Source organism: Microcoleus sp. T3_D1 (assembly GCF_036700405.1).
Classification (GTDB): domain Bacteria; phylum Cyanobacteriota; class Cyanobacteriia; order Cyanobacteriales; family Microcoleaceae; genus Microcoleus.
Genome location: NZ_JAUBOV010000037.1, coordinates 13,998 through 39,629, shown reverse-complemented (window position 1 = coordinate 39,629; position 25,632 = coordinate 13,998). Strand labels below are relative to the sequence as shown.

Here is a 25,632-nt window from a genome sequence, read left to right as displayed (position 1 = left end):
TCTAATTCTTGTGGGCCGTTGCTCCTAGCCCGTGCATCTAATTCTTGTGGGGAGTAGGGGTTGGGCTTCTAGCCCGCCCAAAAATACAATTTAGATGCCCAACAGCTTAAAGCCATTTTACTGATTTTGACACTCCTCGCGCTGAAGCGACGAGGATTCTTAAGACCACAATTTCTGTCTTAAAGGTGCTGTCAATTCACCCCTACTGATTCCGCTTAGAGCGAGTCCAAGCATCACCGCTACTTTTCTACCAATATTTCCGCAGGCATTACAATCTGCATTAATTAGCCAGCCCTGTGCAGTTCGGTACAAGCCACGCTTAATTCGTTTGCCACTTGGAAGCCACCCTTCGGGTTTCTCGCCGATTGTAGGTAGCAAATCATTATCGACAAACGAAGCCTTCGACGAATAAGACTCCTCAGTCTCAACAAATCTCAGACCGTATTGCTCGCACAGTTGAGCAATCCTATCTTTCAATCTGCCCGTAGGGATTTGCACAAACTTTTGATTAGTTTTGCGAACCATATTGGCAGAATTTTTTTGTCCTTTATTCCATCCGAATACAACCGTTCCTATTTGATTGTTTAAACAATGATTAATTACCTTCCGGGCTGCCTTGTTGACGGCATCTCTCATCTGACGATTTCGTTTCTCGGTTATACTGGCAAGTCTTTTAGACCAAAACCCGTTAGCTTTCCCATTCATCAGAAATGCAACTTGCTTGTTGTAACCTTGGTTGAGAGATTTTAAATGCTTACCATCGACAATAAAACTTGTACCAACGTTGCTCACACAAGTTAGCCAATTATCGATACCGTGGTCAATCATCAAGCATCTGGCAGGGTCTACATCTGATTGGACTTCAGTAGTTTTGTAGACAAATTCTAGGTAGAAGCAGCCGTTTCGAGGAAGAATGCGATATTCTCGAATCTCCTTGAAATCAAGATTAGAAGGCATAGGCAAGTAAAACGCATCTAAACCAAACCACGCTTTAACCTTACTGCCTAGGGGAAATCTCAACATTCCGTCTTTAAGCTTTACCGACCTGCCTGTAAACGTCACTACAGCCATTGGGCCTTGACGATATTTTGGTAATTTAGGGCGGTCTGCAATTACCCCATTCTTAAACGCATTCATTAGTCCCAGAAAGGACTTGAAAGATTCTGCTACGCCCGTTAATATTTGCTGAGCAGTATCAGAGTAAAATGCTTGATAGTGTCGATTCCGATTTTCTGTTCCTAAAACCTTGTGTAACTGAGCGCGATTCGGAACTTTGCCAGTTTTAAAATATAGCTGGCGGGCGTAATAAGTTCCGCAATTAGAAAGCTTTGCAGATTCAGAACACAGGTATTCCAGAATTGCCTTAATCTCTGAATCTGCTCTAATTAAGTTTTGTTGACAGCCAAACATGAGTTATCCTCCTTGCTATACCATAGTACAGCAAAACACCGGATAATATCATGAAGAAACGTTTAGATTTTCGGATTCAAGAATCTGAATTTAAAATTCTTGAAGAGCATTGCAAAGCTGTAGGCAGGACTAAAACCGACGTACTTAGGGAGTTAATCAGGAGCCTCAAAGTCAAAGAAAAGCCGTCAAGCGAAGGACGGGGCTTCAGACCCAGTTTTTTTGGTGAACTACCAGACGCTGACCACTTAAGTGGTACAGCGCTGGCTTCCTGATTCAACGGGGCGGCGCGTCCAACAAAACCGAAGTTTTGCCAGATCGACTTACATCCCCTCCACAGGCAGAAGCGCTAGTTCCTAACGCCAAAATCCGCAAGGCTTCATTTCTAATGTTGATGGCGGCGTTGACATCACGATCGTGGTGAGTACCACAATTCTGGCAACTCCATGCTCTAACATCAAGAGTGAGAATATCAACTCGATTTAGGCATACATGACAAGTCTTAGAGCTAGGAAACCATCTATCGATTTCGACATATTGTTTTCCTTCACTCTCCGACTTGTACTTGAGCATTGTGCAGAAAATACCCCAGCCAACGTCACTAATGGATGAAGCTAAATTATGATTCTTTACCATGCCTTTGATGTTGAGATTTTCCACTGCAATAACTTGGTTTTCGTTAACTATCTTGCGGGATAGCTTTTGTAGAAAATCTTCGCGGTCTCGGGCAATTATAGCGCACAAAAAAACGATATTGATTCGCTGTCGCTCAATTTATTTTCGGGCTGCGTTTTCATCCCGACGCTCACCTTCGGTAGAGCGCGGGACTTCCCATTCGCATTAGTTAAATCGGAACTTACCCCCTGCGGGGGTAGTTCTGGGGGCTGTATTTTTTGTCCCGTCTCGGTTTTAGCGACTTGACTGCCGACAAACCGTAGTCATGTATTTAAGATTTTCTCAATATTTAGGGCGAGAGTATTGTTCTATGATGAATTTAAGCAAAAACCCAGCCACATAAGGGTTGTAAGAGATTGTAGTCATCTAAAAGACTTAGAGGCTCCGGGCAAGTCTCACCTCGCAATGGTTTCAGACGGAACTTACCCCGTGTGCGGGGTAAGTTCCGCTTCATCAGTAAATTACTGATGTTCAAGATGTGTCATCTACCTTAAGATAGAAATCCTGAAGTGATCCGAGCATCATTAGGGAAGTACCACGGGATCATCACCCATATCAGGTGTCGCTGATGGACAAGAACGATGAGAATTGCCCCATCCGCTACAGATAGTTTCCACCAAAGCACAATTTTTTTTACCCATAAGAAAAGATGAATCAATTGAAGCAGTCGGTAAAGCAGTTTTGGTCGATCGCAAACCCCTACTTCTTTTCCAGAGAAAAATGGGGAGCTAGGGGGTTGTTCGCCCTCGTAATGTTATTAATGCTAGGTTTCAATGGTGTAAGCATAGTCCAGAGCTATATTATGCGGGACTTGATGAATGCAGTCACGGGAAAGAATGTTTCAGACTTCTATAAGATGTGGCTGATGCTATTGGGTGTGTTTGCCATATTCACGCCCCTTATGGTTTCCTTCTTCTATTCGCAAAATGTACTGCAACTCTACTGGCGAAAGTGGCTAACGAATCACTTACTGAAGAAATATTTTAGCAATCAAGGTTTCTACAAAATTAAGTTCAATGATAAGGTTGATAATCCCGATCAGCGTTTAGCTGAAGACGTTAATTTGTTTGTTAAGCAAAATATTGATATTTGGGGATTATTATTCAACCAAGTTGTCACAATAATTTCTTTTCTCGGCGTTCTCTTTACAATTGACAAGACCCTGACTTTAGTTGTATTTATACTGGCTGCTTTTAGAACTGTTTTCACTATCTTTATAGGTAAGAGGTTAAGTAGATTAAAGTTCAATCAGTTACAACGAGAAGCAAATTTTCGCTATAGTTTGGTTCATCTTCGAGACAATAGTGAATCCATTGCATTTTACCGAGGTGAAGAGCGTGAATTTAGTGCAGTATCACAGCGATTTAATGAAGTTTTGAATAATTTTAATAACCTGATTGTCTTGCAGCGTAATCTTGGTTTCTTTACCAAAGGAACCGAGATGATATTTACAAATTTACCTATAGTTTTTTTAGCTCCTCGATACTTTGCGGGTCAGATAGATTTTGGGCAGGTAACGCAAGCTTCTGGAGCGTTTGTGTCTATTTTAGGTGCCCTGGGCTTTATTGCCGAGAATTTTGATATGCTAACTAACTTTACCACTCAGATTAATCGTTTAGGAACATTTGATCGGGTTCTGTCCGAGCAAATGGCAGCACCTCAAGCCGGCATGGCAACGATTGATGTTGTGGAACAGCACTATCTAGCCCTCCAACGGGTTACCTTAGAGACGCCTAACTATGAGCGAATCTTAGTTAGAGATTTATCTTTCAAGGTGGGGCAGGGTGAAAGCGTCTTGATTGTTGGACCTTCGGGCGCTGGCAAGAGTTCGTTAATGCGAGCGATCGCAGGATTGTGGAATGCGGGTACGGGTTGCATTGTCCGTCCTAAACCGGAGGAAACGCTGTTTTTGCCCCAACGGCCTTATATGCTGCTAGGGGACTTACGCAGCCAATTGCTATATCCCAACACCAGCGGTCAAGTTACTGATGAACAACTGCACGAAGTGCTCGAACAAGTCAATCTTTCCCATTTGCCAGAACGGGTAGGTGGATTTGATGTGGAATTGGAATGGGCTGATGTTTTGTCACTAGGAGAACAACAACGGTTAGCATTTGCACGCCTACTGCTGACTAAACCTCGCTACGCTATTTTGGATGAATCAACGAGTGCATTGGATGTGGCTAACGAGAGACGGCTCTATCAGTTGCTCAAAGAAACAGGAACTGCCTTTATCAGTGTCGGTCACCGTCCGACTTTGGTACAGTATCACGAGCAGGTCTTAAGGCTAGTTGGTAATACCAATTGGCATCTGATATCGGCTAAAGATTACAGCCCAGATCTCGCCGAGTTTGCTTGAAAAATGCAATTGCCGAACTGCAAGTAATGGTCTTTACCGTATCCGCCTCAAAATTCCCGGCGTGCGATCGGGTAGAACAGAGTAACTTTTGACCGTACCCGTCCATCACGTCATGGTGAGAACTTGCTATTTTCTCACCTTTGTTGTTAAAAATTGGTTTAGTAACTGGGAAATCAGGCGTTCCAGTATCTTTATCTTCGCTAGTTACAGTATAAAAAATTCCATTTTTAGCAAATTCGGGATGCAAGACAAAATAGGAAAAGCTTTGTTGTCCGGACTGCTCATGAAACCCTCTACCTACTTGACTTTTAACATCCATGTAAACAGCGGCAGTACGGTCAACAATGACATAGAGCTTGCCGCGCATATCATTAACAAATAAACGTCCGCTACCGTCACCTGGGGTAATAAGCAGGTTCAATCGAGCTGCCTTGTTTTCATCTTTGTCACTCCCGCTATCAGGAATCCTTACAATTTCTTCCAACCCGACAGAGAGTTTCGACTTGGCGATCGGTTCGGGAATAAGATTTTTTGTGATCCGAGCTGAGGAAATACTGGTAAATGCTAACACCGAAAAAAAAACACTACAAATCCAATAAGGAAAGGTAGATTTATTGATAATGCTCAATTTTTTACTATAGTAAAATTTGTCAGAGTAATTCTTGTTCAGAGCCAATTGATTCAGTTTATGCAGCCTTTACACAAAGAGAATTTGGTCAATGTATGACTGGCGTGAGAATGCCTTAGCCAGTGCGGCGAAACTTTCCCCTCAACCTCGGCCCGCTTGCCGGCAGTCGCTACAATTTTGAGAACGTGGGATGGGGTGCAGTGCCCTCCTTTCCTGCTCAAGAACAACACGATCAGTTCTAACGTTTTTTGTCCTGGGTTATCTTAAGTAACGACCATGACTTTAGTTTACTTTCTAAAGTTTGATGTCTGATCGTAGCACAATGCAGCGTGAGCGCGACGCGCCATACATATAGATATGCTAGCATAAATTTTAGCTGCATTATATTGTAGAATTTATTTCATAAATGGTAGAAACAAGCATGATTTATTTACATTTAACAGTAGCTTTATCGATTTTGCTAATGGTCCCGATTTCAGCTAGCCCTTTGCTGGCAAATGCTACAAATACACTTGCTCAAAATTTACCCGTTGACGAGCCGTTTTGCTACATGAAAACCCCCGACGGCAAAACAGTAGACTTGGGCAAATTGTGCGAGAAACAGCCAGCTTTAGGAACTGCCAAAACTTGCATTCCCAGTTCCAACATTGCTGCGAAGGTGTCAATTGCGGCGACTAATTATGACGGCAACTTTTTTAGCGGTCAAGTGCTTAATCGAGGCTGCAAAACAATCAAAAATGTCAAAGTCAATTATGAAGTTTTGGACGAGTCAGGCAATTTAATTGACAACGGATTTATCTTCGCTCAACCAGTTACTCTTGCACCCGGACAGTCAGCCGCCTTTCGGGGCGCAGTTGTCGCGGGGGCTAAGGTAGTAGCTACTCATGCCGACGGTCAGGAATAATTTTAGATTTTAGATTTTAGATTAAAGAATTGAAGAATTGGACAATTAACCCACGGATTAATCCGGGGGCTTTGTATCCCGGATGTTTTTGGTGAAGAATGGTGGTTGAGATTTGTCCGATCGCTGTTATCATATTCTGGCTCAGATATCTCTATGACTTACGCAGAGATCCCCCTAAATCCCCCTAAAAAAGGGAAACTTGGAATAATAATCTTGTCCCCCCCTTATTAAGGGGGGTTAGGGGGGATCGAAGTTTGAATATTCTTGCAGAGATCCCCAAAAACAGAATTTGCGAGGGCAAAATATCTTGAAAACTCGATCGACATACTGGCAAATCTTACCCTACCTCCGTCCCCAAAAACAAACCATCGGTAAAGCATTAGCTTGTACCGTAGTATTTACCATATTTTGGCCGATTATAGCGTGGCTAGTGGGCGAAACAGCCAAATTTATAGGCAAAGGAGATTTACAAGGGTTCGCTCAAATTGCGGCACTCAGCGCCATTATATTTCTAATTCGCGGTACAGCCCAGTACGGTCAAGATACGCTGATGGCAAAAGCTGCTTTGACTATTGCTTTAGAAATTCGCAAAAAAGTCTACTCCCATCTTCAAACTCTCAATCTCGGCTACTTTGAAACTGCCAAAACCGGAGACTTATCCTACCGCCTCACTGAAGATATTGACCGCATTGGCGAAGTAGTAAATAAATTTTTTCATCAGTTTATCCCTTGTGTTTTGCAGCTAATTGCGGTTCTGGGATATATGATTTATCTCAACTGGCAATTAACCTTGGGTGCATTAATTATTGCACCGCTGATGGCTATCTTAATTGGTTGGTTTGGCGAGAGACTGCTGAGTTACTCGCGCCAAAGTCAAAATCGCATTTCTGATTTATCCGCTTTGCTGACAGAAGTATTCAGCGGCATTCGTTTAATCAAAGCATTTGTGGCTGAAGACTACGAAATAGCCCGCTTTGCAGAAGAAGCAGAACAAAACCGCCGCGCTAAGTATTTGTCAGAAAGAGTAAAAGCACTTCAGTTCGTTGTAGTTGGCTTTCTGGAAGCGATGAGTGTGATTTTGCTCTTTTTCCTGGGAGGTTGGCAAATTTCTCAAGGAAATCTCACAGGTACTCAATTTATCAGTTATATCGCAGGGGTGGCACTTTTAATTGATCCGATCGCTATCACAACTGCTAATTACGGGGATTTTAAGCAGGGAGAAGCTTCTAGCGATCGCATTTTTGAATTATTAGCAATTCAACCAACAGTAGTCGAAAAGCCTGGGGCGATCGAACTTCCCCATGTTACCGGAAAAGTCGAATACCGCAACATTAATTTTGCCTACCCCCCTCAACCCCCCCTTGATAAGGGGGGGCAAGGGGGGGTTCCCATTCTGCAAAACATGAGTTTGTTGGTGCTTCCGGGAGAAATGATTGCTCTCGTGGGTGCATCCGGTGCGGGTAAAACTACTTTAGTAAACTTGTTACCGAGATTTTACGATCCGCAAGCGGGACAGATTTTAATTGACGGTATTGATATTCAAGATGTCACCTTAAATACTCTGCGGCGGCAAATTGGAATTGTACCGCAAGAAACGATTTTATTTTCCGGTACGATCGCTCAAAATATCGCTTTCGGTCAATCTTATTATGAACTGAAAGATGTGCAAAAAGCTGCGGAAATTGCTAACGCTCATCAATTCATTAGTCAGTTTCCTGACGGCTATCAAACTTGGGTAGGAGAAAGGGGTGTAAATTTGTCTGGGGGACAAAAACAAAGAATTGCGATCGCCCGTGCAGTTTTGCTTGATCCCAGAATATTGATTTTGGATGAAGCTACATCGGCGCTAGATTCGGAATCCGAAGGTTTAGTGCAGGAAGCGCTGGAAAGATTGATGCGCGATCGCACGGTGTTTATTATAGCGCACCGCTTGGCTACTGTGCGGAGAGCCGATCGCATTTTAGTTTTGGAAAAAGGCAGAATTGTCGAATCTGGGACGCACGAGGAGTTGCTGGAAAAGGGCGATCGCTATGCTGGCTACTACGCTCAACAGTTTAGTCAGTAGGCTACGTTAGAAACCGGGTTTTTAGCCGTTTCTGCTGGCCTCCACGAAGTATTCTCGAAAAAAACCCGGTTTCTGACTACCCGCGCGCACTTCGACAAGAAACCGGGTTTTTGGCCGAATCTGCTGGCTTCAACGAAGTATTGTCGAAAAAACCCGGTTTCTGACTACCCGTGCGTAAGTCCTATCAAGAATGATACAATAAATTATCCAACTGGATATTTACTGATTCCAGTTAAAAAGAAGAGGCCGTGCCAACATGATTCAAACCACAGCCAAACTACTAACATTTGAAGAATTCCTAGAGTGGTATCCCGATGGCAAAGGACGTTTCGAGCTACGCAATGGAGTGATAGTTGAGATGAATCCAAACGGAGACCATGAGGAAGTTACAAGTTTTCTCATCCGCAAAATTAACGTAGAAATCGATCGCCTAAATCTTCCTTATATAACACCATCAACCTATTTCGTCAGACCTCCAGCAGCGACTACAGGGTTTCAGCCAGACATCATAATATTAGACAAGCCAGCCTTGATTTCGGAGCCACTTTGGAAAAAATCATCGATTATTACGCAAGGTGATTCTGTTAAACTTGCTGTGGAGGTAGTTAGCACCAACTGGCAAGATGATTACCTGGTAAAAGTAGCTGATTATGAAAGATTGGGTATCCCAGAATATTGGGTTGTGGATTATGCTGCTTTGGGTGGGCGACGCTTCATTGGCAATCCGAAACAATCTACTATCTCAGTTTATCAGTTAGTTGAGGGCGAGTATCAGGTTAGCCAGTTTCGAGAGGGCGATCGAATTTTGTCGTCTGCTTTCCCCGAACTAAATCTGACTGTTGAACAGGTTTTCGGATCTATCCAAAGGGAAGAAGGGATATAACTATACGATCGCTAATCAACCCAATTTTCTAAGGTTAATCCTGGGATACGCGACAATTCTCTCACATTATTCGTCACGAGTGTCAGCCCCAAACTGATTGCTTGGGAAGCTATTAGCAAATCCATTGGGCCTACGACAATACCTTGACGTTCTAATCCTGCTCTAATTTGTCCATAAGTTTGGGTGCTTCTTTCATCAAAAGGAACTACTGGTAAAGTTATTAAAAACTGAATGAGTGCAGCCCGATTTTGCTCTTGACGCTGACTTTTGTAAACCCCATACTCAAGTTCGGCAATAGTAACAGATGAAATGCCAATATCAAAAATTTCAAGTGTTTGGAATTTCTCGAATACTTTTTGTGGTTTGCGCTTGATGATGTATATGCAGATATTAGTATCTAGTAAAAATCTCATTCAAAATCCTCTCTCGTCTCCAAAGGAAGCTGCTCCCTGACTAGCATAAAGTCGTCAGAAAACATATTTAAACTATCAAAAAAAGTTTTCCAAGGATTTTCTTTGGAGATTAGGACAAGAACATCTCCTATTTTTTTAACATACACTTCATTTCCTGCAAAATGAAATTCTTTAGGTAATATGACTGTCTGGTAGTCATCCGCGATCGATAATTTAGCCGTATTCATTGTTTTGCCTCCAGAGTGGTTCAACTCATATTTTAGATTGACCGTCCACTTGCTCCAATTAAATTGTAGCAGAGGATGGTAGGTTTAGTTGTCCCATGAGTTTCTTTCTTCTTCTAGTTCCCGATCAATTTCTTCAACAGTTCTGGAAACGTGACGGCTGCGGATTTCTGTAAGCAATTCCAACACTTTACGCCGCCCGCCTTCAGGCTTTTCTGGTATAATCACAAAAACTTCAACCTCTTCGCCCACAGATCCAGGCGGCACTTGAATTTCCAGTTTATTTCCTGCAAGAACTTTGGTTGTAATCCGTATTGCTGACTGCATAATTCCTCCTTTGCGATGATTAATTTTCAACAGCCCCTAAAGCTTTGATCGTCGCTTTCTCAACTTCCGTTAAACCCGTAACTCCAGCAATATTCATGTTTTCATAAGGTCTGTCACTTTTGAGGATTTTGAGGCACTCACCAGTCTCAATCTCCCACATCATAATTGTGCCATCACGACTGCAAGCAGCAAGAATTTTTCCATTTGAACTGAAGGCAACTGAGTTAATTCTACTGGTATGACCTTGCAAAATTTTTAGACATTCACCTGTACGGATATCCCATATTCTTACCGTTCCATCTACACTTCCAGTAGCAACTATTTCACCAGAATAACTAAAAGCAACTGAACGTATCCAATCAGTATGCCCTTGCAAGATTTGGAGACATTCACCACTGCGGACATCCCATAGTCTTATTGTTCGATCGACACTGCCACTAGCAAGTATTTCACCGTTATAGCTAAAGGCGATCGCGCGCGCCCAACCCGTATGCCCCTGCAAGATTTGGAGGCATTCACCAGTATGGATATCCCACAGCCTCACCGTTCCGTCAAAACCTGCACTGGCAAATATCTCGCCCAAAGGACTGAAGGCAGTCGAGTGTACAGAATTGTTATGCCCCTGCAACGTTTTGAGGCATTCGCCAGTACCGATATCCCACAACCTCACCGTTTGGTTATAACCTGCACTCGCAAGTATTTCACCCGAAGGACTGAAGGCGATCGATCGTGTTTCATTGCCAAATTCTGGCAAAGTATGAAGGCATTCACCACTGCGAATATCCCACAGTTTCAGTGTTCCGTCATAACTAGCGCTGGCAAGTATTTGACCCGAAGGATTGAAGGCAACTAAGTTTACCCGATCGAGATGCCCGTGCAAAATTTGGAGGCACTTACTGCTGCTGACATCCCACAGCTTGACTGTTTTTTCGTCATCGCCGCTGGCAAACATTTCACCGTTTGGACTGAAGGCGATCGACCTTACTTGATTGCTATGCCCTTGCAGCGTATTCAAACATTCACCGCTGTTGATATCCCACAGCCTCAGCGTTTTATCATAACTGCCACTAACAAGTATTTCACCGTTTGAACTGAAGGCGACTGACCCTACTCGATCGTTATGCCCTTGCAAAGTATTCAAGCATTCACCGCTGTTGATATCCCACAGCTTTGCTGTGCGATCGAAACTTCCACTTGCGAGTATTTCCCCCGAAGGACTAAAGGCGATCGACCGTACTCGATCGAAATGTCCCTCCAAAGTTTTGAGACATTCACCAGTACCGACATTCCACAGCCTCACTGTTGTGTCGCCGCTTCCACTAGCAAGTATTTCACCCGCAGAATTGAAAGCAACTGAATACAGGTTTTTAGTATGTCCCTCCAAAGTTTTGAGACATTCACCACTGTTGATATTCCACAGCCTTACTGTGTTGTCGCCGCTGCCACTGGCCAACATCTGACCAGCAGGATGGAAAGCGACTGAAAACACATTTTCAGTATGACCGTGCAAAATTTGCAGGCATTTACCCGTGCGGATATCCCATAACCTTATCGCGCGATCGAAACTCCCACTAGCGAGTATATTTGCATCAGGATGGAAGGCGACTGACATTACTGATTCGGTATGTCCCTGCAAAACTTTTAAACATTCACCAGTCTTGACATCCCATAACTTGATTGTATTTTCATAACTGCCACTAGCAAGTATCTTACCGTCAGAACTAAAGGCGACTGACTCCACCACGTTGGTATGTCCTTTACAGGTCAATATTTCTCTGCAACTGCCAGCTTCCCACAAGCGAACTATGCCATCGCTATCACCTGTAGCTAACAGTTGGCCATCAGGACTAAATGTTACTGACCTAACACTGCCGAAGATTTTAGTAAAAACAGAATTATCCAAATTCGCTTCAGCAAAATTGACGTGGCGCAGCGTCGCATTTGTAAAATCTGCACCTAAAATAACGGCATGAGAAAGGTCTTTTCCTTCTAACGCAGTCTTATCGATTGTCACCAACAGCGTCGCCGCATTGCCTCCCACGTAGCCTACTTCGGTTTCAGTTTTACCTCGCGTTGCTTCTATAATTGCGAGTAGGGGCAATCCCCCCGTGGTTGCCCCTAAACCTTGGTCGGGCGGGCACGGGGGCACCGCCCCTACTAGCATCGGCAACAACAAATCCATGACTGCTTTTGTTAGCGGCGCGTGTCCGAAACTCTGAAGAAGTTGACCTAAATCTTCAGCAACAAATCCCTTCAAAGGCGCGATAAGTTCGTTGTTATTTCTCTTCTGCGCCTGAAGCCGACAATAATTTGACCAAGTGTATTCTTGAGGCGCTGCATTAGCATCTAAACAAGACTGTTCCGGCGCAACTAATTCGGTAAAATCTGCCGCCAAAACTCCCAATTCTGCTGCAAATTTATAAGCGACAAAAAACTCTAACAACGAACGGTGCGCCGGAGTATAATCCCCATCTGCATTGCGGATCAGCATCGTTTGACCCATCATGTCATAGTGCCAGTGGTCTAAGTCTTTTTCCTCTTGCACGACGGAACCAAACAGGCTGCGAATGCGATCGGGAAAACCGCGATAATTGAGACTCATTTGGTCGGTAGACAGCATTTCCCAAGACAGTTCGCACAAAAAGTAAAGCTTATCTGCTAACGAAGTAAAAGTCCGTTCTGCTTTGATATCTCTCTCTATCTTCCGCCGCACCGCATACAGATAAATCCGCGACATATCGACGGGTTTTCCAGCTTCAATATCGGGCAATGCTTCCAAAATTAACTCGGTCATCACCGGGCGACGCGCTAAATCCAATAGTTGCGGGTTTCCCATCACTTTTTCGACAGTCGTCGCTTCTGTTTGAAATGACAGCGCTTGCCCAATTTGCTCGTCGTTAAATTTCTCTAATTCTAAGACTTCAAATTGGGGAGTTTCGCCTGTTAAAATGGTTGTTGATGCTTGCAGTTCTGCATTGAACAATGCCCGTCCTTCCTTGCCTTCAGGAAAGTGTTCGGTACGGCAAGTCAGGATGACTTTTGCGCCGGGAACCACGGCTTTTGCTAGTTCCCAGAAGTTGTTGATGGTTTCTTGCCGATCGCACTTAGCGGCCATTTCATCAAAACCATCGAAAATTAGCAGAAATTTGCCCATGCGATTGAGTTGTTCAAAGGCCGAATAACCCGCCAGAGGTATCTCGTGTTTACGAAAGAAAAACTCGGAAAATAGCGACTCGACACTAACTGCTTTGGCGTAATCTCGCAAAGGAATTACTAACGGCAAACGCGGACGTTCTAAGCCGCGCTTTTGAGCATTTCGGTAGCGTTGCAGCGCCATCCAAGCATAGTGCATCGCAAACCAAGTTTTCCCAGTCCCAAATTCTCCTAAAACTGAAATATGTTCTTTAACTGGGTCATTTAACCACAGGTCAATATAACCTTCAATCCACCCATCTCGCTCTCCATAATGACTCACGCCTATCTTGCGGTGAGTATCGGGGTCAATTTCTTCTTTTGTACAAGCTAGCGGCACATATTTGGTATCAATTCTCCGGCTGGTAATTTCAGTTTCCAGCCAGTTGAGATAAGCGGAAAAATCGGCATCTTGGTCGAGCAATTCATCGAAGGTATAACAAGCTAAATCGCGATTTTCATCTTTTTCTACTTCATCCCGCGCGGCGCGACTGATGCGGCGGGCAGTGACTAACCAACCTTCATCGGTGCGCTGTTTTTCCACCGACTCGCGCAAAGCTGAGATATCCCTGAGTCCCGCTTCTCCGGCTATTCCGCGCACTAAAATGCGATCGTACCGATTGCGTCTGACGGGAACATTGATAATCCATTCAAAATAGTTATCTTCCAAGATTTGATAGGTTTCAAACTTATAACTTAATGTTTCAAACCAACCGCGAACTTGTTGTGACAAAATAAAAGCTTGAGACTTTTGAATATTACTTGATGCTGCGGCGGGAAGTGCGGGATAATCTTCGGGTTCCAAGCGCGCAAACTCGGTGCGAATTCCTTCCAGCGTGGGAAGGCGTTCGATGCGATCCATTACCATAGATAGGCGTTTTTGCAAAGAGGCGATCGCATTTCCCACCATCACATCTCCCAGCGTCCGCGTCCGCTTTGCTACTTCCATAAACACGGCGGCAAATGCCATGAATTCCCGTCTGGGGTCAATGCCTAAATCTCGAATTTCTTTGCCTAAAGCACTTTCATTCAGATATTCATCGCCTGCTTTAATTAAAATGGCTGGGCTGTCGGACTCGAAGGCTTTGCGAAATGCTGATTCAATCTCTTTTTGGCGAAACAGTTCTAAAATCTGCTTGGGTTTGCCAGCGCCGTATTCTACTAAAGTGTAAACATAAACTCCGCTAAACTCTGCCGGCGGTGCATCGGGGTCGAGGTTAAATTTTTTTAAGAGTTTGATGACAGTTTCGTTGCGCTGAAACTTGTCTTTGATAGTGCCGAAGGGAATTGCTGTCAGGAGGCTGATAACTAAGTCGAGACTAATTAACATGATTTAGGCTTTCCTGTTTTTCCGTGGAAGTAATGCTCAAATCTCGAATCGGTAGGCTGTGTCCCTGAAATGCGCTGCGGGCGATCGCAAACTGCTCTATTTTTATGGTAACAGGATTTACGCGCTCCGACCAAAGAAACCGGGTTTTTACCGAATCTGCTGGTTCGAGTGCGGCTTTTCGTAAAAAACCCGGTTTCTGACCCACCGTTTGTAAGTTATATCCATTTAATTAACTTAGCACTTTTTAGAAAAATTGACAACTATAAAAGACCCAAAATACCGCCACCTATTGTAGTAGAAACAGCTAGCATATTAGTTGTCATATCCGAGTTGGCAAAGTTAAAATATAGATAACTAACAAATAAAACTTGCTATCTATGAAAATACAATCTTCTGTCTTAGTCCACCTGGGATTTGGCAAATATGTACGCTCCGATCGAGTAACAGCAGTAATACCAATTGAAGAAGAACGGGGGCCTGGTCGGCGCACTTTCGTGCACGTAGACGGCGAAGCAGACCCGATCGTTGCTTCGCGCGCGGAAGATACAATTGTTCGCGATTTGGTGCAGGAACCCCGCGAAATAACTCAAGCTCGGCAGCAACAAGAAATCCTGCAAGATTTGCTGGCAGATTTGAGCAATGTTAACGTCACCGTGCGCCGCATCAGCCGCGATGAAGGCGGACTCGATCTCGAACGTTTGGAGCGCCGCATTCGCCAAATTTTAGACGCCTAAAAAAGAAAGACCGCTCCTGCGGTCTCCCTCCCAGTCCCCCTCTGCTGGGACGAGAGTTTGTGTAGATGCGGTTTCTAACCGCCGAAATTGATTTTTGCAGACGCAAATTTTAACTGCCCGCAGAGATTACGGGAGAAGCTAATTCTACTTCAATGTAACTTCGATGTCTGCTAAACCAGTGAGTTTTTCCACCACTGGCTCTTCTTCAATTCGCGGTACAAAAATAGTTAAACCTCCCGGAACGCACTCAATAGAAACCGGAGTCATGCCGATGATTTCCCCGTCTAAAACCACTTTTTGAGGCGGATCGGTAGTAATTTTTATTTTTTTTGCCCGCAAATAACCGATGTCGTCGCGATCGGTAGGATTGCCACTCAAAGCTGTTTGCAATAGGTGATAAGAAGCTGCGATCGCCCCAGCTTTATTCTCAGGCGCAACCAGCGTCACGTCCAGCAAGCCGTCATCAAAAACAATCCCCGCCGGGCCTTGAGCTAAAATGGAAGTAGGCGGCGCTGCATTCGCCACTGTCACGGCCACAGCAGTAAGGTGGATAATTTTATCTTCGGTTTCGATTTCCGCTTCAAATCTTTCTAAATTGTTTAACTGTTTAATTCCTGACAGAATGTAAGCGAGCATTCCCCAGCGATTCTTCATTTCGCGATCGGCAAGTTCGACAGTTTCCGCCTCAAAACCCACTCCCGCTAACAACACCATCGGCATTTCACCGTTGCAAAGCGCCGCATCCACCACCCGCGTCAACCCTCCCAAAATATTTTCGCAGGCGGCTTCAATTGTATTCGGAATGTCTAAAGCATTAGCAAAAGCATTAGCAGTTCCCCGCGAAATAATTCCTAAAGGAATATTTGTGCTGACAACCGCCCCAGCAACTGCGGATAATGTGCCGTCGCCCCCGCAAGCAATAATTGCCTCAACTCCTCTATCAACTGCTTCGCGGGCGATTTGATCGGCGTCTAATTCTGGGGTTGTCTGCCGAATGTCTAAGTCAATAAAAGGCTCTAAAAGTTCCTGAATTTTAGCTAAGTCTTGGTCGGGGTCGCTGTTGCCGGCGACGGGATTGAAAATTAGGCAAGCTGAACGTTTCATAGTTGGTAATAGGTAATAGGTAATGGCGGAACTCAAACCATCGATTTTTTTTGTTTGTATCCAAGTTTCGATCCCCCTAAATCCCCCTTAATAATACCCACTTTGAGTGTTCTTTTCCCCCCTTATTAAGGGGGGTTAGGGGGGATCGAGACTCAACTATAACCCTGATATAGACATGGTTGTAACCTTAAGTTTACACACATGCAAGGCCCACCAAACTCCGACAACAACCCTCACCTATTTTTCAATGTTTAATTAAGACTTCACAAAAGTCCACTCTAAGACTTCGCGGGGAGCTTTGTGCAGCGCTTCCTTGATTTCCTTGTTGCTGTCGAACTTGACTTTATCCAAAAGGCACGCTTCGACGTTCACAGTAAACTTATCGTCTTCAAAAGGCCAAGGAGTTACAGTCACGAGTTCGTTGCTGTGCTGTACAATATCGTAGCGCTTGCCGTCCGGGCCGACACTAATTTCTAAAGCTCGTTCTCCGGCGGGTAACTCGCGGCTGCAAAGAATTAATGATAGCCGATCGCACCACTGGAAAAAAGCATAAGCTGCCTTAGCATCTTCCTCGGAAACTTGCAACTCTTTGCGCCATTTTTTTTGATTTTCCAGTTGCTCGTCCAAAAACTCATCGAGTTCCTTCGACTCTCCCCGCTTTCCTTCATTGAGAAAGCTCATGTGCATAGAAATCAGCATGGCTACCCACCTACCGCGATATAGGGAATTCTGCGCCATAGCTTTAATTTTCGGCATAGAAGTTTCCGTCTGCAACGTAAAATCAAAGGGCGCGCCCGCTTCTGTCAAAATATTTTCTTCCCACTCTTTCTCCAAATCATCGTGATGCGAAATCGCGGCTATGGTTTCGTACAAGCGAAGCGGAGATTTCGAGCGCTTCCACTGTCCGCCAAGTTGGGCGGCGAGCAAAGCATGGGCGCGGTGGTAAATAATTTCCCAGCCGGTGGCGGTTAAGTTAGCAATCATTGATTTTTTCTCCTGAATTAAGTGAGGTTGGTTTTGTGGAACAGGCCGGAAAGCCTGTTTGGGCGGGCTCGCGTGCCCAACCCACAATCAAATTGAATTTTTGTGGAACAGGCCGGAAAGCCTGTTTGGGCGGGCTAGGAGCAACGGCCCACAATCAAATTGAATGACTGATGCTAAATCACAAAAGGTTCGATCGAGATATCCTGCCATTTCCCCTCAAATCGTTCGACAACAATAGGTCGGATGCGGAACTTGGGGGGACACCCATCGAGAACATCAATCCGCAAACACGAATAAGGACGGCGTTTGTGGGAACCTTGGCCGCTGCGGCCGACAAATAGCAAAGATTCCGCTACCCGCCGGCTGGCTGTTTCGGAACCAGACTGCCGCGCCAACCGATAAGCTTCAGGACTCAATGCTTCCTGCAACATCGGCCCTTCCGGGCGCTGGCGGCGGAGACTGTGGCCGCTTCCCCCGCAGACAATCCAATTAATCCCAGAGTCGCCGTGTCCGGTATTCCCTGTCCGCAGGTATTCCAAACAGTGAGCGTGGCCAGTCAGCACCAAATCTACAAGCGGACGCCCCTGCGCCGCATCCCCAACTGCATCGGCCACCCCATCGAGTACCTCGCGCAATCGCCACCGAACCGCCAAAGTTTGAGCTTGATTCCACTTTGTCGCCTCAGTCACGTAGGGGGGATGGTGCAGGTAAATTACCCGCCCCCGCACTTCGGAATCAGCCCAAGACGCAATCAGCCTTTTTTTCAGCCATTCGAGCTGTTCAACGTCCGTGGCGGCTGTTTTGTCGGGGGACAGTTGTTTGTCAATATCCATCAACATTTCGTCAACTTGCTCTAATTTGGCGGTCAAGTCGTCTAGCTGTTCGTCTTCCTCGGGAATCTCCGGCTTGAGCCGATCGCACATTTCGAGCATTGCCAATTTTTCTTGTTCCAACTTCTGGCGATCGAGTTCCAAATTCTGGCGGCGAATGTCGCCCTGTTTGGTTTTCGGGATCGGTAATGGTTCGTTGAAGGTGTTGGAGTCGAGGGCGAAGAAGTCGATGCCGCCGCTGCAGAAGGTGTAGTAGCGGTTGGGTAAGCGGGTAAAGCGTCCGGGTTGGTAGCGGATGCAGCGGCCTGTGCTGGTGCTGGCGGTGTAGTGGGCGTCTAGGTGGCGATCGAGCTCTCCCGGCATTTTGTGAGATTGCAGGTAGTCGAGAAAGGCTTTGGCGTAGGTGTTTCCGCGATCGGAACCGTGCCAGCCGACATCTAGATCCAACTTGGAACCCAACAGCCGGCGCAGCGGCAAAGCTGTCGCCGACAGAATGCCGTAGACTATCGGCAAGTCGTAATAGTCGTGGTTTCCCGGTACGGGCAAAAACGGAAAGTTAAACACCATGCGATCGTAGGCAATCCGAGAGGGATGCTCGCCGCCGACTATAAATTCTCGGTAGGGGCGAATAAAGTTTTGCAAGTAATATTCGCTGGAACCTACGAGATAAACTACATCGCCCGTGTGGAGGACGAAACGGCAGGTTTCGCGCTCCGAGACCATCTGTTCGGCAATCTGCCGCTGGGGATTGTAGCCGCGGTGATTGCCCGTGCCGCTGTCGCCTACGACTAAAAACGAAAACTCTGGAGAGTCGGTGGTTTGAGATTCTAAAACCATCCGAGTTTGGTCGATTCCCCGATGGACGATCGACTGTTCTTGCCACCGCACCCGCTCGTTCATTTTGCGGATTTTGACTTTTATTTGCGGGTCGGAAACGAATTTCAATTCACCTCTTCTCCAAAATTGCTGAGTTCCTAGTTAATAGTGTAGCGATCGGGCGAGTTTTTACATCTCTCTAAAAGCTGAAAATCGAGGTGCGGGTACTCAGAAACCGGGTTTTTAGGAGAATACTGCCTGACAACTCACATCTTGTCGCATTCTCAATAAGCTTTTTAGGAACAGGCAAGATGCCTGTTCCACAAAGAGTGAATTTTCTTGTGGAACAGGCATCTTGCCTGTTAAGCGAGAATGGTGCAACATCTCAGTTACAACTCACATCTTGTCGCATTCTCAATAAGCCTTTTATGGGCGGGTTCTGGGGCCCAACCCCTACTCCCCACAAGAAAATTGACTCTTTGTGGAACAGGTCGGAAAGCCTGTTAAGCGAGAATGGTGCAATATGTGAGACGATCGCACTCTCCGACTCCAAGTGCGATCGAGCCCTACACCCTGCCCCAAGTGGGCAACATCAGATAGAATTCAGTAAACAAATATAAAATGGAAGCAATACAACTGTCTTTATTCTCAAACGAGTCAGAACCAATTCCTGCCAAAAAGCAGAAGAAAGCAAAATTAGGGCGTTACGAACGCATCCAACGCGAACTAGAAGCAAATGACTGCGACCCCTACAAGATATTCATTGATGTTGAATCTCAGTCACGGCCCAAATCAGACTATACATTTGTCGATCTTTTTTGCGGTGCTGGCGGCATGACCCAAGGTTTATTGCAAGCAGGTTTTCGACCAGTAGCAAGTGTTGAAATTAATTCCATCGCCTCGGCAACTCATACAAAAAACTTTCCTGATTGCCATCACTTGTGCGACGATATAAAAAACTTAAATCCCCAAAAGTTGCTCGCTGAAATTGGTTCGCCAGAAGTTCATCTTGTTGTAGGCGGGCCGCCGTGTCAAGGCTTCTCAGTTGCAGGAAAACGCGACCCCAACGACCCTCGAAATCGCCTCTTTAGAGAGTTTGTCCGCGTTGTCTCTGAAATACGTCCTTGGTATGTTGTCATGGAAAACGTACCCGGAATATTGACTATACAAAAAGGAGCTGTTAAGCAAGCCATTTGCGAGGCTTTTCAGGAAATTGGCTATCCCTATATGTCCGTTGCTGTTCTTGAATCAGCCGCCTATGGAGTCCCGCAAATCCGCCCGCGAGCCATTTTTATTGCCAATAGATTTGGGATGCAAAATCCCTATCCCAAACCGCAATTGTTTCCAGAACAATACCAAGCGATTGAGTCAGCAATTGATGATTTACCAGAGTATACTCGCATACCGGAAATTAACCACGAATGGACTCGTCATTCTGTTGAGTACATGGAAAGACTTGCTAAAGTTCCACCAGGCGGTTCTTTGTATGAAAGCTACGCCGATGCTTTCAAGCGACAGTATCCGGGAAAACCGAGTATGACTGTTAAATAAAATCACGGCGGCACTCATATTCATCCTTATCTTAATCGCGTGATTTCAGCTCGCGAAATGGCTAGATTGCAAAGTTTCCCGGATTCATTTATTTTTGAAGGTTCAATGAAAAAGGCAATGTGGCAAATTGGAAATGCCGTGCCGCCCCGTTTAGCAGAGTGTATCGGTTTTGCACTTATTCCATATTTGAATGATATTGCTTTGAACAAATTTAAGCAGCCTGAAATAATCCTTCTAGCTTCTTAGTTGCTGGCAATGGTTTACCTTCAGCTTGACAGCTATCGATTAGTAACTCTAGTACCTCTCGCGCATTGTAGATAGCTTCTTCATAAGAATCTCCGTGAGTTACCGGTTGCATGACATTCTCAAACTCCGGCAAAAATACGACAAAGCATCGATCTTCTTCTGACCATTGGATCACAATTGTATATTTCATGGCTAGTTAACTAATCGCATCTTTTGTTCTACTTCTTCTAGGGACAAATCGAGAGCTTGGGCAATTTGTTCTGCCGTTAAGCCAATTTTTACTAATCGCGGTATCGTTTCTAGTTTAGCTAGCTTTCGCTCAGTTTCAATACTGTCATCCCTATCGTTAACCGGTGTAGGAGTTTCCCTAACTATAGATTCAAATTTTTCCAATTCATATTTTTCGTTATTTTGGGAAGGATTACGACAGAGGTTAATATTACCACCCACCACAGAATTTCCAATGATTTGATAGTGAGAGTTATCTAATCCCAATCTTTCAATAGAACCACGAAAATTTGACTTATTCAAATCTTCTCCCAACGCTTCAGAAAGAATTTGCCAAAGTGCGTAAGCTTCATCTTTTGCATGACCTCGCGTACATTGATATTCTTTCGCAATATCGGCGTATTTATGACCGTTGATAACGCCTTTAATAATTGCTCTTTGCAGACTATCGAGGTGTTTACCTGTTTGAGCGAAAACCAGTTCGTCTAAATATCTTAACACCTCTGTTGCGTCCATAGTTTGCTACTTAAATCCTACTCTATCCGTCATTATCCGCTAAAATCCGCCCGTTGTAAATATTCTTAATAAAACTCCCGTCTTTTTCCGCCATTTTCCGCCACTCCAAAATGCTGATACCTTTGAGATTCGGGAAATAATAAAGTATAAAAAATGACTCCATCTTATATTACGGGTCAGTCTTAACTAAGGCGATCGGGGTGGGTTATTAATTATTAGACCTCATTCAAGGATAAAACAATGAAGTTGAAGATTCTTGGCTCAGCGGCCATCGCAACCATAACTGGAGTATTTATGTCCTCTCTAGGTTTAGTGTTTACTGCTCCAGCGCGTGCAGATTTTATGGTATGTAACAGGGCGGCTAAGAAAGCTTTTGTAGCAGTGTCGTGGACCGATACACAAGGACAAACGTGGTCTAGAGGATGGTTACAGCTTCAACCAGGAGCTTGTGGTTCAGCTTTGAATGGAAGAGTTAGCAATGCAGAAATTGGAGTTTATGCAGAAACTTTGGGTGGAGGGCTCGTATCAGGCAATACTCGTAGATGCGTAATCTGGGTGCAGGTTGAACCTTCATGGAATATACGGGATGCTGGTAATCCCACTCGCTGTCAAGGAAGAGGAAGAGAAATGAAGGCTTTCGAGATGATCCGGACTGGTAGCAGCTCGGACTATACGTTTGAAGTGTTTGATTAGTAAAGTAGGGTGCGTTATCAGCGGAGTACGGCATCTTGAAAAATACTGCGATCGCTCCTCACTTACTTCACCAACAAAGGAGGCGATCGCACTTATTTTACCAGTCATCCAACTAACTCAAGGAACGCGATCGCTCAGTAAAAATGAAATAGTATGCGTTTGGATTGATAATTCTTGGTATTAACAACTTTAAGCAATTTGTAGTCGTTTCCCCAACCTGTAAGCTTCTGGTAGAGGTTTGCCATCTTCTTGATAGAGTTCAATCAATGTTTCTAAGAATTCTTGTCCGTGTTTTGCCGCTTCCTCGTAAGTGTGTCCGTGAGTGCAAGGCTGCATGACATCGGTAAACTCAGGCCAACTGACAACAAAAAGTCGATCTTCTTCTGACCACTGGATGATGAGACTGTAAGGGCTATTCATTCTTCTATCTCCTTCAGCTTCGGCAAATCGGTTATTTTAATCCGCTTGTTGCTCCTAAACCCTATTTATTGTTAATTCTCAATCCCAGCTTTGAGCAAATATTTTTAAGGCTTTGACATCCTCTGATGAGATATTCCCCTCAATTTCCTGATTCTGAAATCGCAGAATTTCACCTCTACCATCTTTCGCAGTAATTGTAAGTGTTTTTTCTTGCTGCCAAATACGATACCGCTCTCCCTCAAGAAATTTACCGCCTTCGGGTGTTTTTCTGCCGTAGTTCCTTAAGACTGTTTCCGCAGTTTGCACCATATCTAGACTATATTCATATAACAAAATATCACTAGCAAATTTGGGCATACCTGCTTTTTTTTCCAAAAATTCAAGTAATTCAGCAACAGTCTTCGGAGGTTTTTTGTACCTTTGCGACTGTTGCCGTAATAATCTCACTATTAAGTCCGGGTATTCGTCAAATAGCTCGCTCATAAACTCATCAGGTGACAGCGATTTGATGTTCCAAGGAGCTAAATCCTTTGCTTTGAAATCCGCTAGATTGCTGGTAACAATGACATCAGCCTTGGCTGTTACAGCAGCAGCAAGAACATGACGGTCTTTAGGGTCATTTTTCATGATTTGCTCTAAGCCGACAGGTACTTCAATTATTGCTTCGGGAAAGGCTGCATTGATTTCCGCTTCAAGATTGATTGCTTTCTCCTGGCATAATATCCCTTGGCGGACAAGGTTGCTCATTGCTTCATCAAGGATTTTCTGCGACCAATACGGTAAATACAGACCAGCCTCGGCGGTGGAAAGCAGAGTATCGCGCAGATACATAGGAAACAGGACACAAGCATCGAGGACAACACTAAGCTTAGACATATTAATGTTGGAATTATTTCTATGCCTCGTACAAACCAGCTTCTTCGGTCATCTCGATTAGCCGATCCAAGTGTTTGCGACGTTTGTTGTCTCGATGTTCTTTATATAAAGTTAAATCCTCCAAACGAATACGTCTATGCTTTCCTACTTTGATACAAGGAATTTCTCCCTGGTCTAGTAACTTGACCAGAAATGGTCGGGATACATTCAGAATATCAGCAGCTTCTTGTGTTGTCAGTTCGTGATTGTGAGGTACTAGAGAGATAGCTTGACCTGATGCCATTGCACGCACGACCTGACGCAAAATGCTGTAGACTGATTCAGGAATTACTATCTCTTCTCCGTTACTTCCGACTAATTTTGGTTGTGCAAATTCGTGGCTGAGAATCCGATATAATTTTGCTATTTCTTCTTGTTTTTGTTCAGGAATCAAAACTGACTCAAGCGATGCTTTTTGGTTCAACATAATTAATATCTTTTTTGATGTGATTGTTTTTGAAGCAAAGAGCCAATATTTTATGCCTCAGCAGACAGAGGCCGCGATCGGGGAAAACCTGTGCAGCCATTGCTGGAAGGGTATGTAAGTATTTGGCCTGCATATACTTGGTTGTTTCCTTCACGATAACACTTACTCTGCCATAAACGCAATATCCGAAACAAACGAAATATTCAAATCCAGAAATCGGAAAGTTTGATCGCCCGATCGCCCGAAATTCCCCCTCCCGACTCAAGACGGATGCCTCGCAGATGTACAATAGGGCGATCGCACTCTCTGACTCCAAGCGCGATAGGGCGCTACACTCTGCCCGAAATGGGTAACATCAGATAAAAAGCAGTAAAAAACTAGAAAAAGGTTTATTGCAAGCTGGTTTTCGGCCAGTAGCAAGTGTTGAAATCAATGGTGCTTTTGTTTCAAGATGAGCATCGATCCCCAAAGAATAACGTATAATGAGACTATCGCTAACATTGAGGGAAGATGACTTCTCAAACGATCAAACTTTTGGAAGAGTTGCTAGGCAAGTTACAGCACTTACTCCCGGAAAATCAGCAGCTTTTGTTAACTTTTGCAGAGTTTCTGCTGGAACGACAGATGCGATCGATCCCCGAAAACACTTCAGTTGAAGCTGCACCTCCTCTTGGGCAACAACGGGTTTTGGGTCTGCATCAAGGGATGGGCTGGATGAGTGAGGATTTTAACGAGCCACTTCCTGATGCGTTTTGGTTGGGTGAAGCATGAATATTTTGCTGGATACCCACGTCTTGATTTGGCTAGCGATCTCTCCCCAAAACTTATCGCAACCAGCGACGAATATTATCACCGATCCAACTCATACTTTATTTACGAGCTTGGTTAGTATTTGGGAAATGCAAATTAAGCTTCAGCTTGGGAAGTTAACACTGAACGTGTCCTTAACTGAATTGATAGAACGCCAGCAGCAAGTCAATGGATTGCAAATTTTGCCGATCGAGCTAGCTCATATTTTTGCATTAGACACATTGCCAAATGCTCATCGCGATCCATTCGATAGACTCTTAATTGCTCAAGCCGTTGTGACTCAAATGCCTATCTTAAGTATTGATGCTGTATTTGACAGCTACCCAGTACAAAGATTGTGGTAAAGCGATCGGTTGAATAGGCTTTAACTTATAATCGGCGATTCTTGGTATTAATAACTTTACGCAATCTGCAATCGTTTTCCCAAAGTTTGAGGTTCTGGTAGAGGTTTACCATCTTCTTGATAGAGTTCTATCAATGTTTCTAGCAATTCTTGTCCGTGTTTTGCCGCTTCTTCGTAAGTGTGTCCGTGAGTGCAAGGCTGCATGACATCGGTAAACTCAGGCAAGCTGACAACAAAAAGTCGATCTTCTTCTGACCACTCGATGATGAGACTGTAATGGCTATTCATTCTTCTATTTCCTTCAGCTTCAGTAAATCAGAAATTAAGCTGTTCTACATCTAAATTGTATTTTTGTGCGGGCGAGACGCCCACCCCACAAGAACTTTATCAAATTTTGACTGTACAGTTTAAATGTCCAACAGCTTACTCTTTTTTCGTGATAATTTGGCGCATCATCCCCATCATTACCTGATAGTGTAATTTTTTCAGGTAATAAAGGGTGTTCCCATACTGTGTGACTGCCCTTTCCCTGTCTGTAAGTAAACCCTGCTTTTAGCAATAGGCTTTTCAATTCTCGAATCTTTTTAGGCATGAGTGATGCCAGCTAA

General features: G+C 44.5%; 30 protein-coding genes and 2 pseudogenes. 12 read left to right on the top strand and 20 right to left on the bottom strand.

Going from position 1 to position 25,632, the window contains the following annotated elements; genetic code table 11:
- Window positions 1-159: 159 nt before the first annotated feature.
- Complete coding sequence (locus tag QT992_RS17835) at window positions 160-1,410, bottom strand: transposase (protein WP_333315200.1); 1,251 nt, start codon at window positions 1,408-1,410, stop codon at window positions 160-162.
- A gap of 50 nt (window positions 1,411-1,460) precedes the next feature.
- Here QT992_RS17835 and QT992_RS17830 point away from each other — a divergent pair, with 50 nt between their 5' ends.
- The gene (locus tag QT992_RS17830; RefSeq protein WP_333291848.1) at window positions 1,461-1,682 is read left to right on the top strand and encodes a ribbon-helix-helix protein, CopG family; all 222 of its coding nucleotides are present in this window, start codon (window positions 1,461-1,463) and stop codon (window positions 1,680-1,682) included.
- Here the strand turns inward: QT992_RS17830 and QT992_RS17825 are convergent.
- A pseudogene (locus tag QT992_RS17825) lies at window positions 1,656-2,139 on the bottom strand (RNA-guided endonuclease TnpB family protein); the annotation flags it as partial. The gene QT992_RS17830 and the pseudogene QT992_RS17825 sit on opposite strands and share 27 nt — an antisense overlap.
- Before the next feature lie 592 nt (window positions 2,140-2,731).
- Here QT992_RS17825 and QT992_RS17820 point away from each other — a divergent pair.
- A complete protein-coding gene (locus tag QT992_RS17820; RefSeq protein ID WP_333336741.1) occupies window positions 2,732-4,441 on the top strand; it encodes an ABC transporter ATP-binding protein/permease in 1,710 nt (569 codons plus the stop codon).
- Here QT992_RS17820 and QT992_RS17815 read toward each other — a convergent pair.
- Both QT992_RS17815 and QT992_RS17810 read right to left on the bottom strand, forming a co-directional pair.
- Window positions 4,404-5,069, bottom strand: a complete 666-nt coding sequence (locus tag QT992_RS17815; protein WP_333336740.1) for a hypothetical protein — start codon at window positions 5,067-5,069, stop codon at window positions 4,404-4,406. The two genes, QT992_RS17820 and QT992_RS17815, sit on opposite strands and share 38 nt — an antisense overlap.
- Before the next feature lie 53 nt (window positions 5,070-5,122).
- Window positions 5,123-5,299 (bottom strand): tyrosine-type recombinase/integrase, encoded by a 177-nt coding sequence (locus QT992_RS17810; RefSeq protein ID WP_333336738.1) that lies wholly within the window; start codon window positions 5,297-5,299, stop codon window positions 5,123-5,125.
- Between the two features lie 191 nt (window positions 5,300-5,490).
- Between QT992_RS17810 and QT992_RS17805 the strand changes: the two genes are divergently transcribed.
- The 3 genes from QT992_RS17805 to QT992_RS17795 all read left to right on the top strand — a co-directional run bounded on the left by QT992_RS17805 (window position 5,491) and on the right by QT992_RS17795 (window position 8,921).
- Entirely contained in the window at window positions 5,491-5,973 is a 483-nt protein-coding gene (locus tag QT992_RS17805; protein ID WP_333336736.1) for an FxLYD domain-containing protein, read from the top strand.
- 307 nt (window positions 5,974-6,280) lie between these two features.
- The gene (locus tag QT992_RS17800) at window positions 6,281-8,038 is read left to right on the top strand and encodes an ABC transporter ATP-binding protein (protein ID WP_333377411.1); all 1,758 of its coding nucleotides are present in this window, start codon (window positions 6,281-6,283) and stop codon (window positions 8,036-8,038) included.
- 256 nt (window positions 8,039-8,294) lie between these two features.
- Window positions 8,295-8,921, top strand: coding sequence for a Uma2 family endonuclease (locus tag QT992_RS17795; RefSeq protein ID WP_333315209.1), 627 nt, complete (start codon window positions 8,295-8,297; stop codon window positions 8,919-8,921).
- 11 nt (window positions 8,922-8,932) lie between these two features.
- Here QT992_RS17795 and vapC read toward each other — a convergent pair whose 3' ends face one another.
- The 5 genes from vapC to QT992_RS17770 all read right to left on the bottom strand — a co-directional run bounded on the left by vapC (window position 8,933) and on the right by QT992_RS17770 (window position 14,612).
- Window positions 8,933-9,334 carry a type II toxin-antitoxin system tRNA(fMet)-specific endonuclease VapC gene (gene vapC, locus QT992_RS17790; RefSeq protein WP_333315210.1) on the bottom strand — a complete coding sequence of 134 codons (402 nt, stop codon included), beginning with the start codon at window positions 9,332-9,334 and terminating at the stop codon, window positions 8,933-8,935.
- On the bottom strand, window positions 9,331-9,561 hold the full coding sequence (locus tag QT992_RS17785; protein ID WP_333336732.1) for a type II toxin-antitoxin system VapB family antitoxin: 231 nt from the start codon (window positions 9,559-9,561) through the stop codon (window positions 9,331-9,333). The genes vapC and QT992_RS17785 overlap by 4 nt, the downstream gene beginning before the upstream one ends.
- A gap of 84 nt (window positions 9,562-9,645) precedes the next feature.
- Window positions 9,646-9,885: a hypothetical protein gene (locus QT992_RS17780; RefSeq protein ID WP_333236608.1), complete on the bottom strand. Its 240-nt coding sequence runs from the start codon at window positions 9,883-9,885 to the stop codon at window positions 9,646-9,648.
- Between the two features lie 19 nt (window positions 9,886-9,904).
- The gene (locus QT992_RS17775) at window positions 9,905-14,407 is read right to left on the bottom strand and encodes a WD40 domain-containing protein (protein ID WP_333336730.1); all 4,503 of its coding nucleotides are present in this window, start codon (window positions 14,405-14,407) and stop codon (window positions 9,905-9,907) included.
- Complete coding sequence (locus QT992_RS17770; RefSeq protein WP_333336728.1) at window positions 14,397-14,612, bottom strand: hypothetical protein; 216 nt, start codon at window positions 14,610-14,612, stop codon at window positions 14,397-14,399. The genes QT992_RS17775 and QT992_RS17770 overlap by 11 nt, the downstream gene beginning before the upstream one ends.
- A 172-nt stretch (window positions 14,613-14,784) precedes the next feature.
- Between QT992_RS17770 and QT992_RS17765 the strand changes: the two genes are divergently transcribed.
- On the top strand, window positions 14,785-15,141 hold the full coding sequence (locus QT992_RS17765; RefSeq protein WP_006631047.1) for a hypothetical protein: 357 nt from the start codon (window positions 14,785-14,787) through the stop codon (window positions 15,139-15,141).
- Between the two features lie 144 nt (window positions 15,142-15,285).
- Here the strand turns inward: QT992_RS17765 and QT992_RS17760 are convergent, their stop codons facing one another.
- From QT992_RS17760 to QT992_RS17750, 3 genes are all read right to left on the bottom strand, one after another.
- On the bottom strand, window positions 15,286-16,245 hold the full coding sequence (locus tag QT992_RS17760) for a YegS/Rv2252/BmrU family lipid kinase (RefSeq protein WP_333315214.1): 960 nt from the start codon (window positions 16,243-16,245) through the stop codon (window positions 15,286-15,288).
- A 255-nt stretch (window positions 16,246-16,500) separates the two neighbouring features.
- A complete protein-coding gene (locus QT992_RS17755; protein ID WP_333315215.1) occupies window positions 16,501-17,229 on the bottom strand; it encodes a DUF3891 family protein in 729 nt (242 codons plus the stop codon).
- Between the two features lie 173 nt (window positions 17,230-17,402).
- Window positions 17,403-19,004, bottom strand: a complete 1,602-nt coding sequence (locus tag QT992_RS17750; RefSeq protein WP_333377409.1) for a metallophosphoesterase — start codon at window positions 19,002-19,004, stop codon at window positions 17,403-17,405.
- 182 nt (window positions 19,005-19,186) lie between these two features.
- Between QT992_RS17750 and QT992_RS17745 the strand changes: the two genes are divergently transcribed.
- Together QT992_RS17745 and QT992_RS17740 are read left to right on the top strand one after the other, a co-directional pair.
- Entirely contained in the window at window positions 19,187-19,495 is a 309-nt protein-coding gene (locus QT992_RS17745) for a hypothetical protein (protein ID WP_333336723.1), read from the top strand.
- A gap of 1 nt (window position 19,496) precedes the next feature.
- Window positions 19,497-20,672 (top strand): annotated as a pseudogene (locus QT992_RS17740) (DNA cytosine methyltransferase).
- Here the strand turns inward: QT992_RS17740 and QT992_RS17735 are convergent.
- From QT992_RS17735 to QT992_RS17725, 3 genes are read right to left on the bottom strand one after another with little or no spacing between them, the layout of a single operon-like run.
- Window positions 20,638-20,862: a type II toxin-antitoxin system HicB family antitoxin gene (locus tag QT992_RS17735; protein WP_333336721.1), complete on the bottom strand. Its 225-nt coding sequence runs from the start codon at window positions 20,860-20,862 to the stop codon at window positions 20,638-20,640. The pseudogene QT992_RS17740 and the gene QT992_RS17735 sit on opposite strands and share 35 nt — an antisense overlap.
- Window positions 20,863-20,864: 2 nt before the next feature.
- Window positions 20,865-21,416, bottom strand: a complete 552-nt coding sequence (locus QT992_RS17730; RefSeq protein WP_333336720.1) for a hypothetical protein — start codon at window positions 21,414-21,416, stop codon at window positions 20,865-20,867.
- Window positions 21,417-21,438: 22 nt separating this feature from the next.
- Complete coding sequence (locus tag QT992_RS17725) at window positions 21,439-21,579, bottom strand: hypothetical protein (RefSeq protein ID WP_333336718.1); 141 nt, start codon at window positions 21,577-21,579, stop codon at window positions 21,439-21,441.
- Window positions 21,580-21,656: 77 nt separating this feature from the next.
- On the opposite strand from QT992_RS17725, the gene QT992_RS17720 reads away from it, so the two are divergent.
- Together QT992_RS17720 and QT992_RS17715 are read left to right on the top strand one after the other, a co-directional pair.
- Window positions 21,657-22,109, top strand: coding sequence for a DUF1036 domain-containing protein (locus QT992_RS17720; protein WP_333377407.1), 453 nt, complete (start codon window positions 21,657-21,659; stop codon window positions 22,107-22,109).
- Entirely contained in the window at window positions 22,102-22,293 is a 192-nt protein-coding gene (locus QT992_RS17715) for a hypothetical protein (RefSeq protein WP_333377405.1), read from the top strand. The genes QT992_RS17720 and QT992_RS17715 overlap by 8 nt, the downstream gene beginning before the upstream one ends.
- Before the next feature lie 5 nt (window positions 22,294-22,298).
- Here QT992_RS17715 and QT992_RS17710 read toward each other — a convergent pair whose 3' ends face one another.
- The 3 genes from QT992_RS17710 to QT992_RS17700 all read right to left on the bottom strand — a co-directional run bounded on the left by QT992_RS17710 (window position 22,299) and on the right by QT992_RS17700 (window position 23,871).
- Window positions 22,299-22,529, bottom strand: coding sequence for a type II toxin-antitoxin system HicB family antitoxin (locus QT992_RS17710; RefSeq protein WP_333377403.1), 231 nt, complete (start codon window positions 22,527-22,529; stop codon window positions 22,299-22,301).
- Window positions 22,530-22,607: 78 nt separating this feature from the next.
- The gene (locus QT992_RS17705; protein WP_333377401.1) at window positions 22,608-23,405 is read right to left on the bottom strand and encodes a PIN domain-containing protein; all 798 of its coding nucleotides are present in this window, start codon (window positions 23,403-23,405) and stop codon (window positions 22,608-22,610) included.
- A 19-nt stretch (window positions 23,406-23,424) separates the two neighbouring features.
- Complete coding sequence (locus QT992_RS17700) at window positions 23,425-23,871, bottom strand: helix-turn-helix domain-containing protein (RefSeq protein WP_333141768.1); 447 nt, start codon at window positions 23,869-23,871, stop codon at window positions 23,425-23,427.
- A gap of 510 nt (window positions 23,872-24,381) precedes the next feature.
- Between QT992_RS17700 and QT992_RS17695 the strand changes: the two genes are divergently transcribed.
- Window positions 24,382-24,642, top strand: a complete 261-nt coding sequence (locus QT992_RS17695) for a DUF2281 domain-containing protein (RefSeq protein ID WP_333377399.1) — start codon at window positions 24,382-24,384, stop codon at window positions 24,640-24,642.
- Window positions 24,639-25,025, top strand: a complete 387-nt coding sequence (locus QT992_RS17690; RefSeq protein WP_333377397.1) for a type II toxin-antitoxin system VapC family toxin — start codon at window positions 24,639-24,641, stop codon at window positions 25,023-25,025. Before QT992_RS17695 ends, QT992_RS17690 begins: the two co-directional genes overlap by 4 nt.
- A gap of 56 nt (window positions 25,026-25,081) precedes the next feature.
- Here QT992_RS17690 and QT992_RS17685 read toward each other — a convergent pair whose 3' ends face one another.
- Window positions 25,082-25,312, bottom strand: a complete 231-nt coding sequence (locus tag QT992_RS17685) for a type II toxin-antitoxin system HicB family antitoxin (protein WP_015175593.1) — start codon at window positions 25,310-25,312, stop codon at window positions 25,082-25,084.
- Window positions 25,313-25,346: 34 nt separating this feature from the next.
- Window positions 25,347-25,616, bottom strand: coding sequence for a type II toxin-antitoxin system HicA family toxin (locus QT992_RS17680; RefSeq protein ID WP_333377395.1), 270 nt, complete (start codon window positions 25,614-25,616; stop codon window positions 25,347-25,349).
- Window positions 25,617-25,632: the final 16 nt, after the last annotated feature.

Excerpts from the sequence above, each read along its gene's own strand:
- QT992_RS17835 (WP_333315200.1), bottom strand. The coding sequence starts at position 1,410 with ATGTTTGGCTGTCAACAAAACTTAATTAGAGCAGATTCAGAGATTAAG.
- QT992_RS17830 (WP_333291848.1), top strand. The coding sequence starts at position 1,461 with ATGAAGAAACGTTTAGATTTTCGGATTCAAGAATCTGAATTTAAAATT.
- QT992_RS17820 (WP_333336741.1), top strand. The coding sequence starts at position 2,732 with ATGAATCAATTGAAGCAGTCGGTAAAGCAGTTTTGGTCGATCGCAAAC.
- QT992_RS17805 (WP_333336736.1), top strand. The coding sequence starts at position 5,491 with ATGATTTATTTACATTTAACAGTAGCTTTATCGATTTTGCTAATGGTC.
- QT992_RS17795 (WP_333315209.1), top strand. The coding sequence starts at position 8,295 with ATGATTCAAACCACAGCCAAACTACTAACATTTGAAGAATTCCTAGAG.
- vapC (WP_333315210.1), bottom strand. The coding sequence starts at position 9,334 with ATGAGATTTTTACTAGATACTAATATCTGCATATACATCATCAAGCGC.
- QT992_RS17785 (WP_333336732.1), bottom strand. The coding sequence starts at position 9,561 with ATGAATACGGCTAAATTATCGATCGCGGATGACTACCAGACAGTCATA.
- QT992_RS17780 (WP_333236608.1), bottom strand. The coding sequence starts at position 9,885 with ATGCAGTCAGCAATACGGATTACAACCAAAGTTCTTGCAGGAAATAAA.
- QT992_RS17775 (WP_333336730.1), bottom strand. The coding sequence starts at position 14,407 with ATGTTAATTAGTCTCGACTTAGTTATCAGCCTCCTGACAGCAATTCCC.
- QT992_RS17765 (WP_006631047.1), top strand. The coding sequence starts at position 14,785 with ATGAAAATACAATCTTCTGTCTTAGTCCACCTGGGATTTGGCAAATAT.
- QT992_RS17760 (WP_333315214.1), bottom strand. The coding sequence starts at position 16,245 with ATGAAACGTTCAGCTTGCCTAATTTTCAATCCCGTCGCCGGCAACAGC.
- QT992_RS17755 (WP_333315215.1), bottom strand. The coding sequence starts at position 17,229 with ATGATTGCTAACTTAACCGCCACCGGCTGGGAAATTATTTACCACCGC.
- QT992_RS17745 (WP_333336723.1), top strand. The coding sequence starts at position 19,187 with ATGCCTGTTCCACAAAGAGTGAATTTTCTTGTGGAACAGGCATCTTGC.
- QT992_RS17735 (WP_333336721.1), bottom strand. The coding sequence starts at position 20,862 with ATGAAATATACAATTGTGATCCAATGGTCAGAAGAAGATCGATGCTTT.
- QT992_RS17730 (WP_333336720.1), bottom strand. The coding sequence starts at position 21,416 with ATGGACGCAACAGAGGTGTTAAGATATTTAGACGAACTGGTTTTCGCT.
- QT992_RS17725 (WP_333336718.1), bottom strand. The coding sequence starts at position 21,579 with ATGGAGTCATTTTTTATACTTTATTATTTCCCGAATCTCAAAGGTATC.
- QT992_RS17720 (WP_333377407.1), top strand. The coding sequence starts at position 21,657 with ATGAAGTTGAAGATTCTTGGCTCAGCGGCCATCGCAACCATAACTGGA.
- QT992_RS17710 (WP_333377403.1), bottom strand. The coding sequence starts at position 22,529 with ATGAATAGCCCTTACAGTCTCATCATCCAGTGGTCAGAAGAAGATCGA.
- QT992_RS17705 (WP_333377401.1), bottom strand. The coding sequence starts at position 23,405 with ATGTCTAAGCTTAGTGTTGTCCTCGATGCTTGTGTCCTGTTTCCTATG.
- QT992_RS17700 (WP_333141768.1), bottom strand. The coding sequence starts at position 23,871 with ATGTTGAACCAAAAAGCATCGCTTGAGTCAGTTTTGATTCCTGAACAA.
- QT992_RS17695 (WP_333377399.1), top strand. The coding sequence starts at position 24,382 with ATGACTTCTCAAACGATCAAACTTTTGGAAGAGTTGCTAGGCAAGTTA.
- QT992_RS17690 (WP_333377397.1), top strand. The coding sequence starts at position 24,639 with ATGAATATTTTGCTGGATACCCACGTCTTGATTTGGCTAGCGATCTCT.
- QT992_RS17685 (WP_015175593.1), bottom strand. The coding sequence starts at position 25,312 with ATGAATAGCCATTACAGTCTCATCATCGAGTGGTCAGAAGAAGATCGA.
- QT992_RS17680 (WP_333377395.1), bottom strand. The coding sequence starts at position 25,616 with ATGCCTAAAAAGATTCGAGAATTGAAAAGCCTATTGCTAAAAGCAGGG.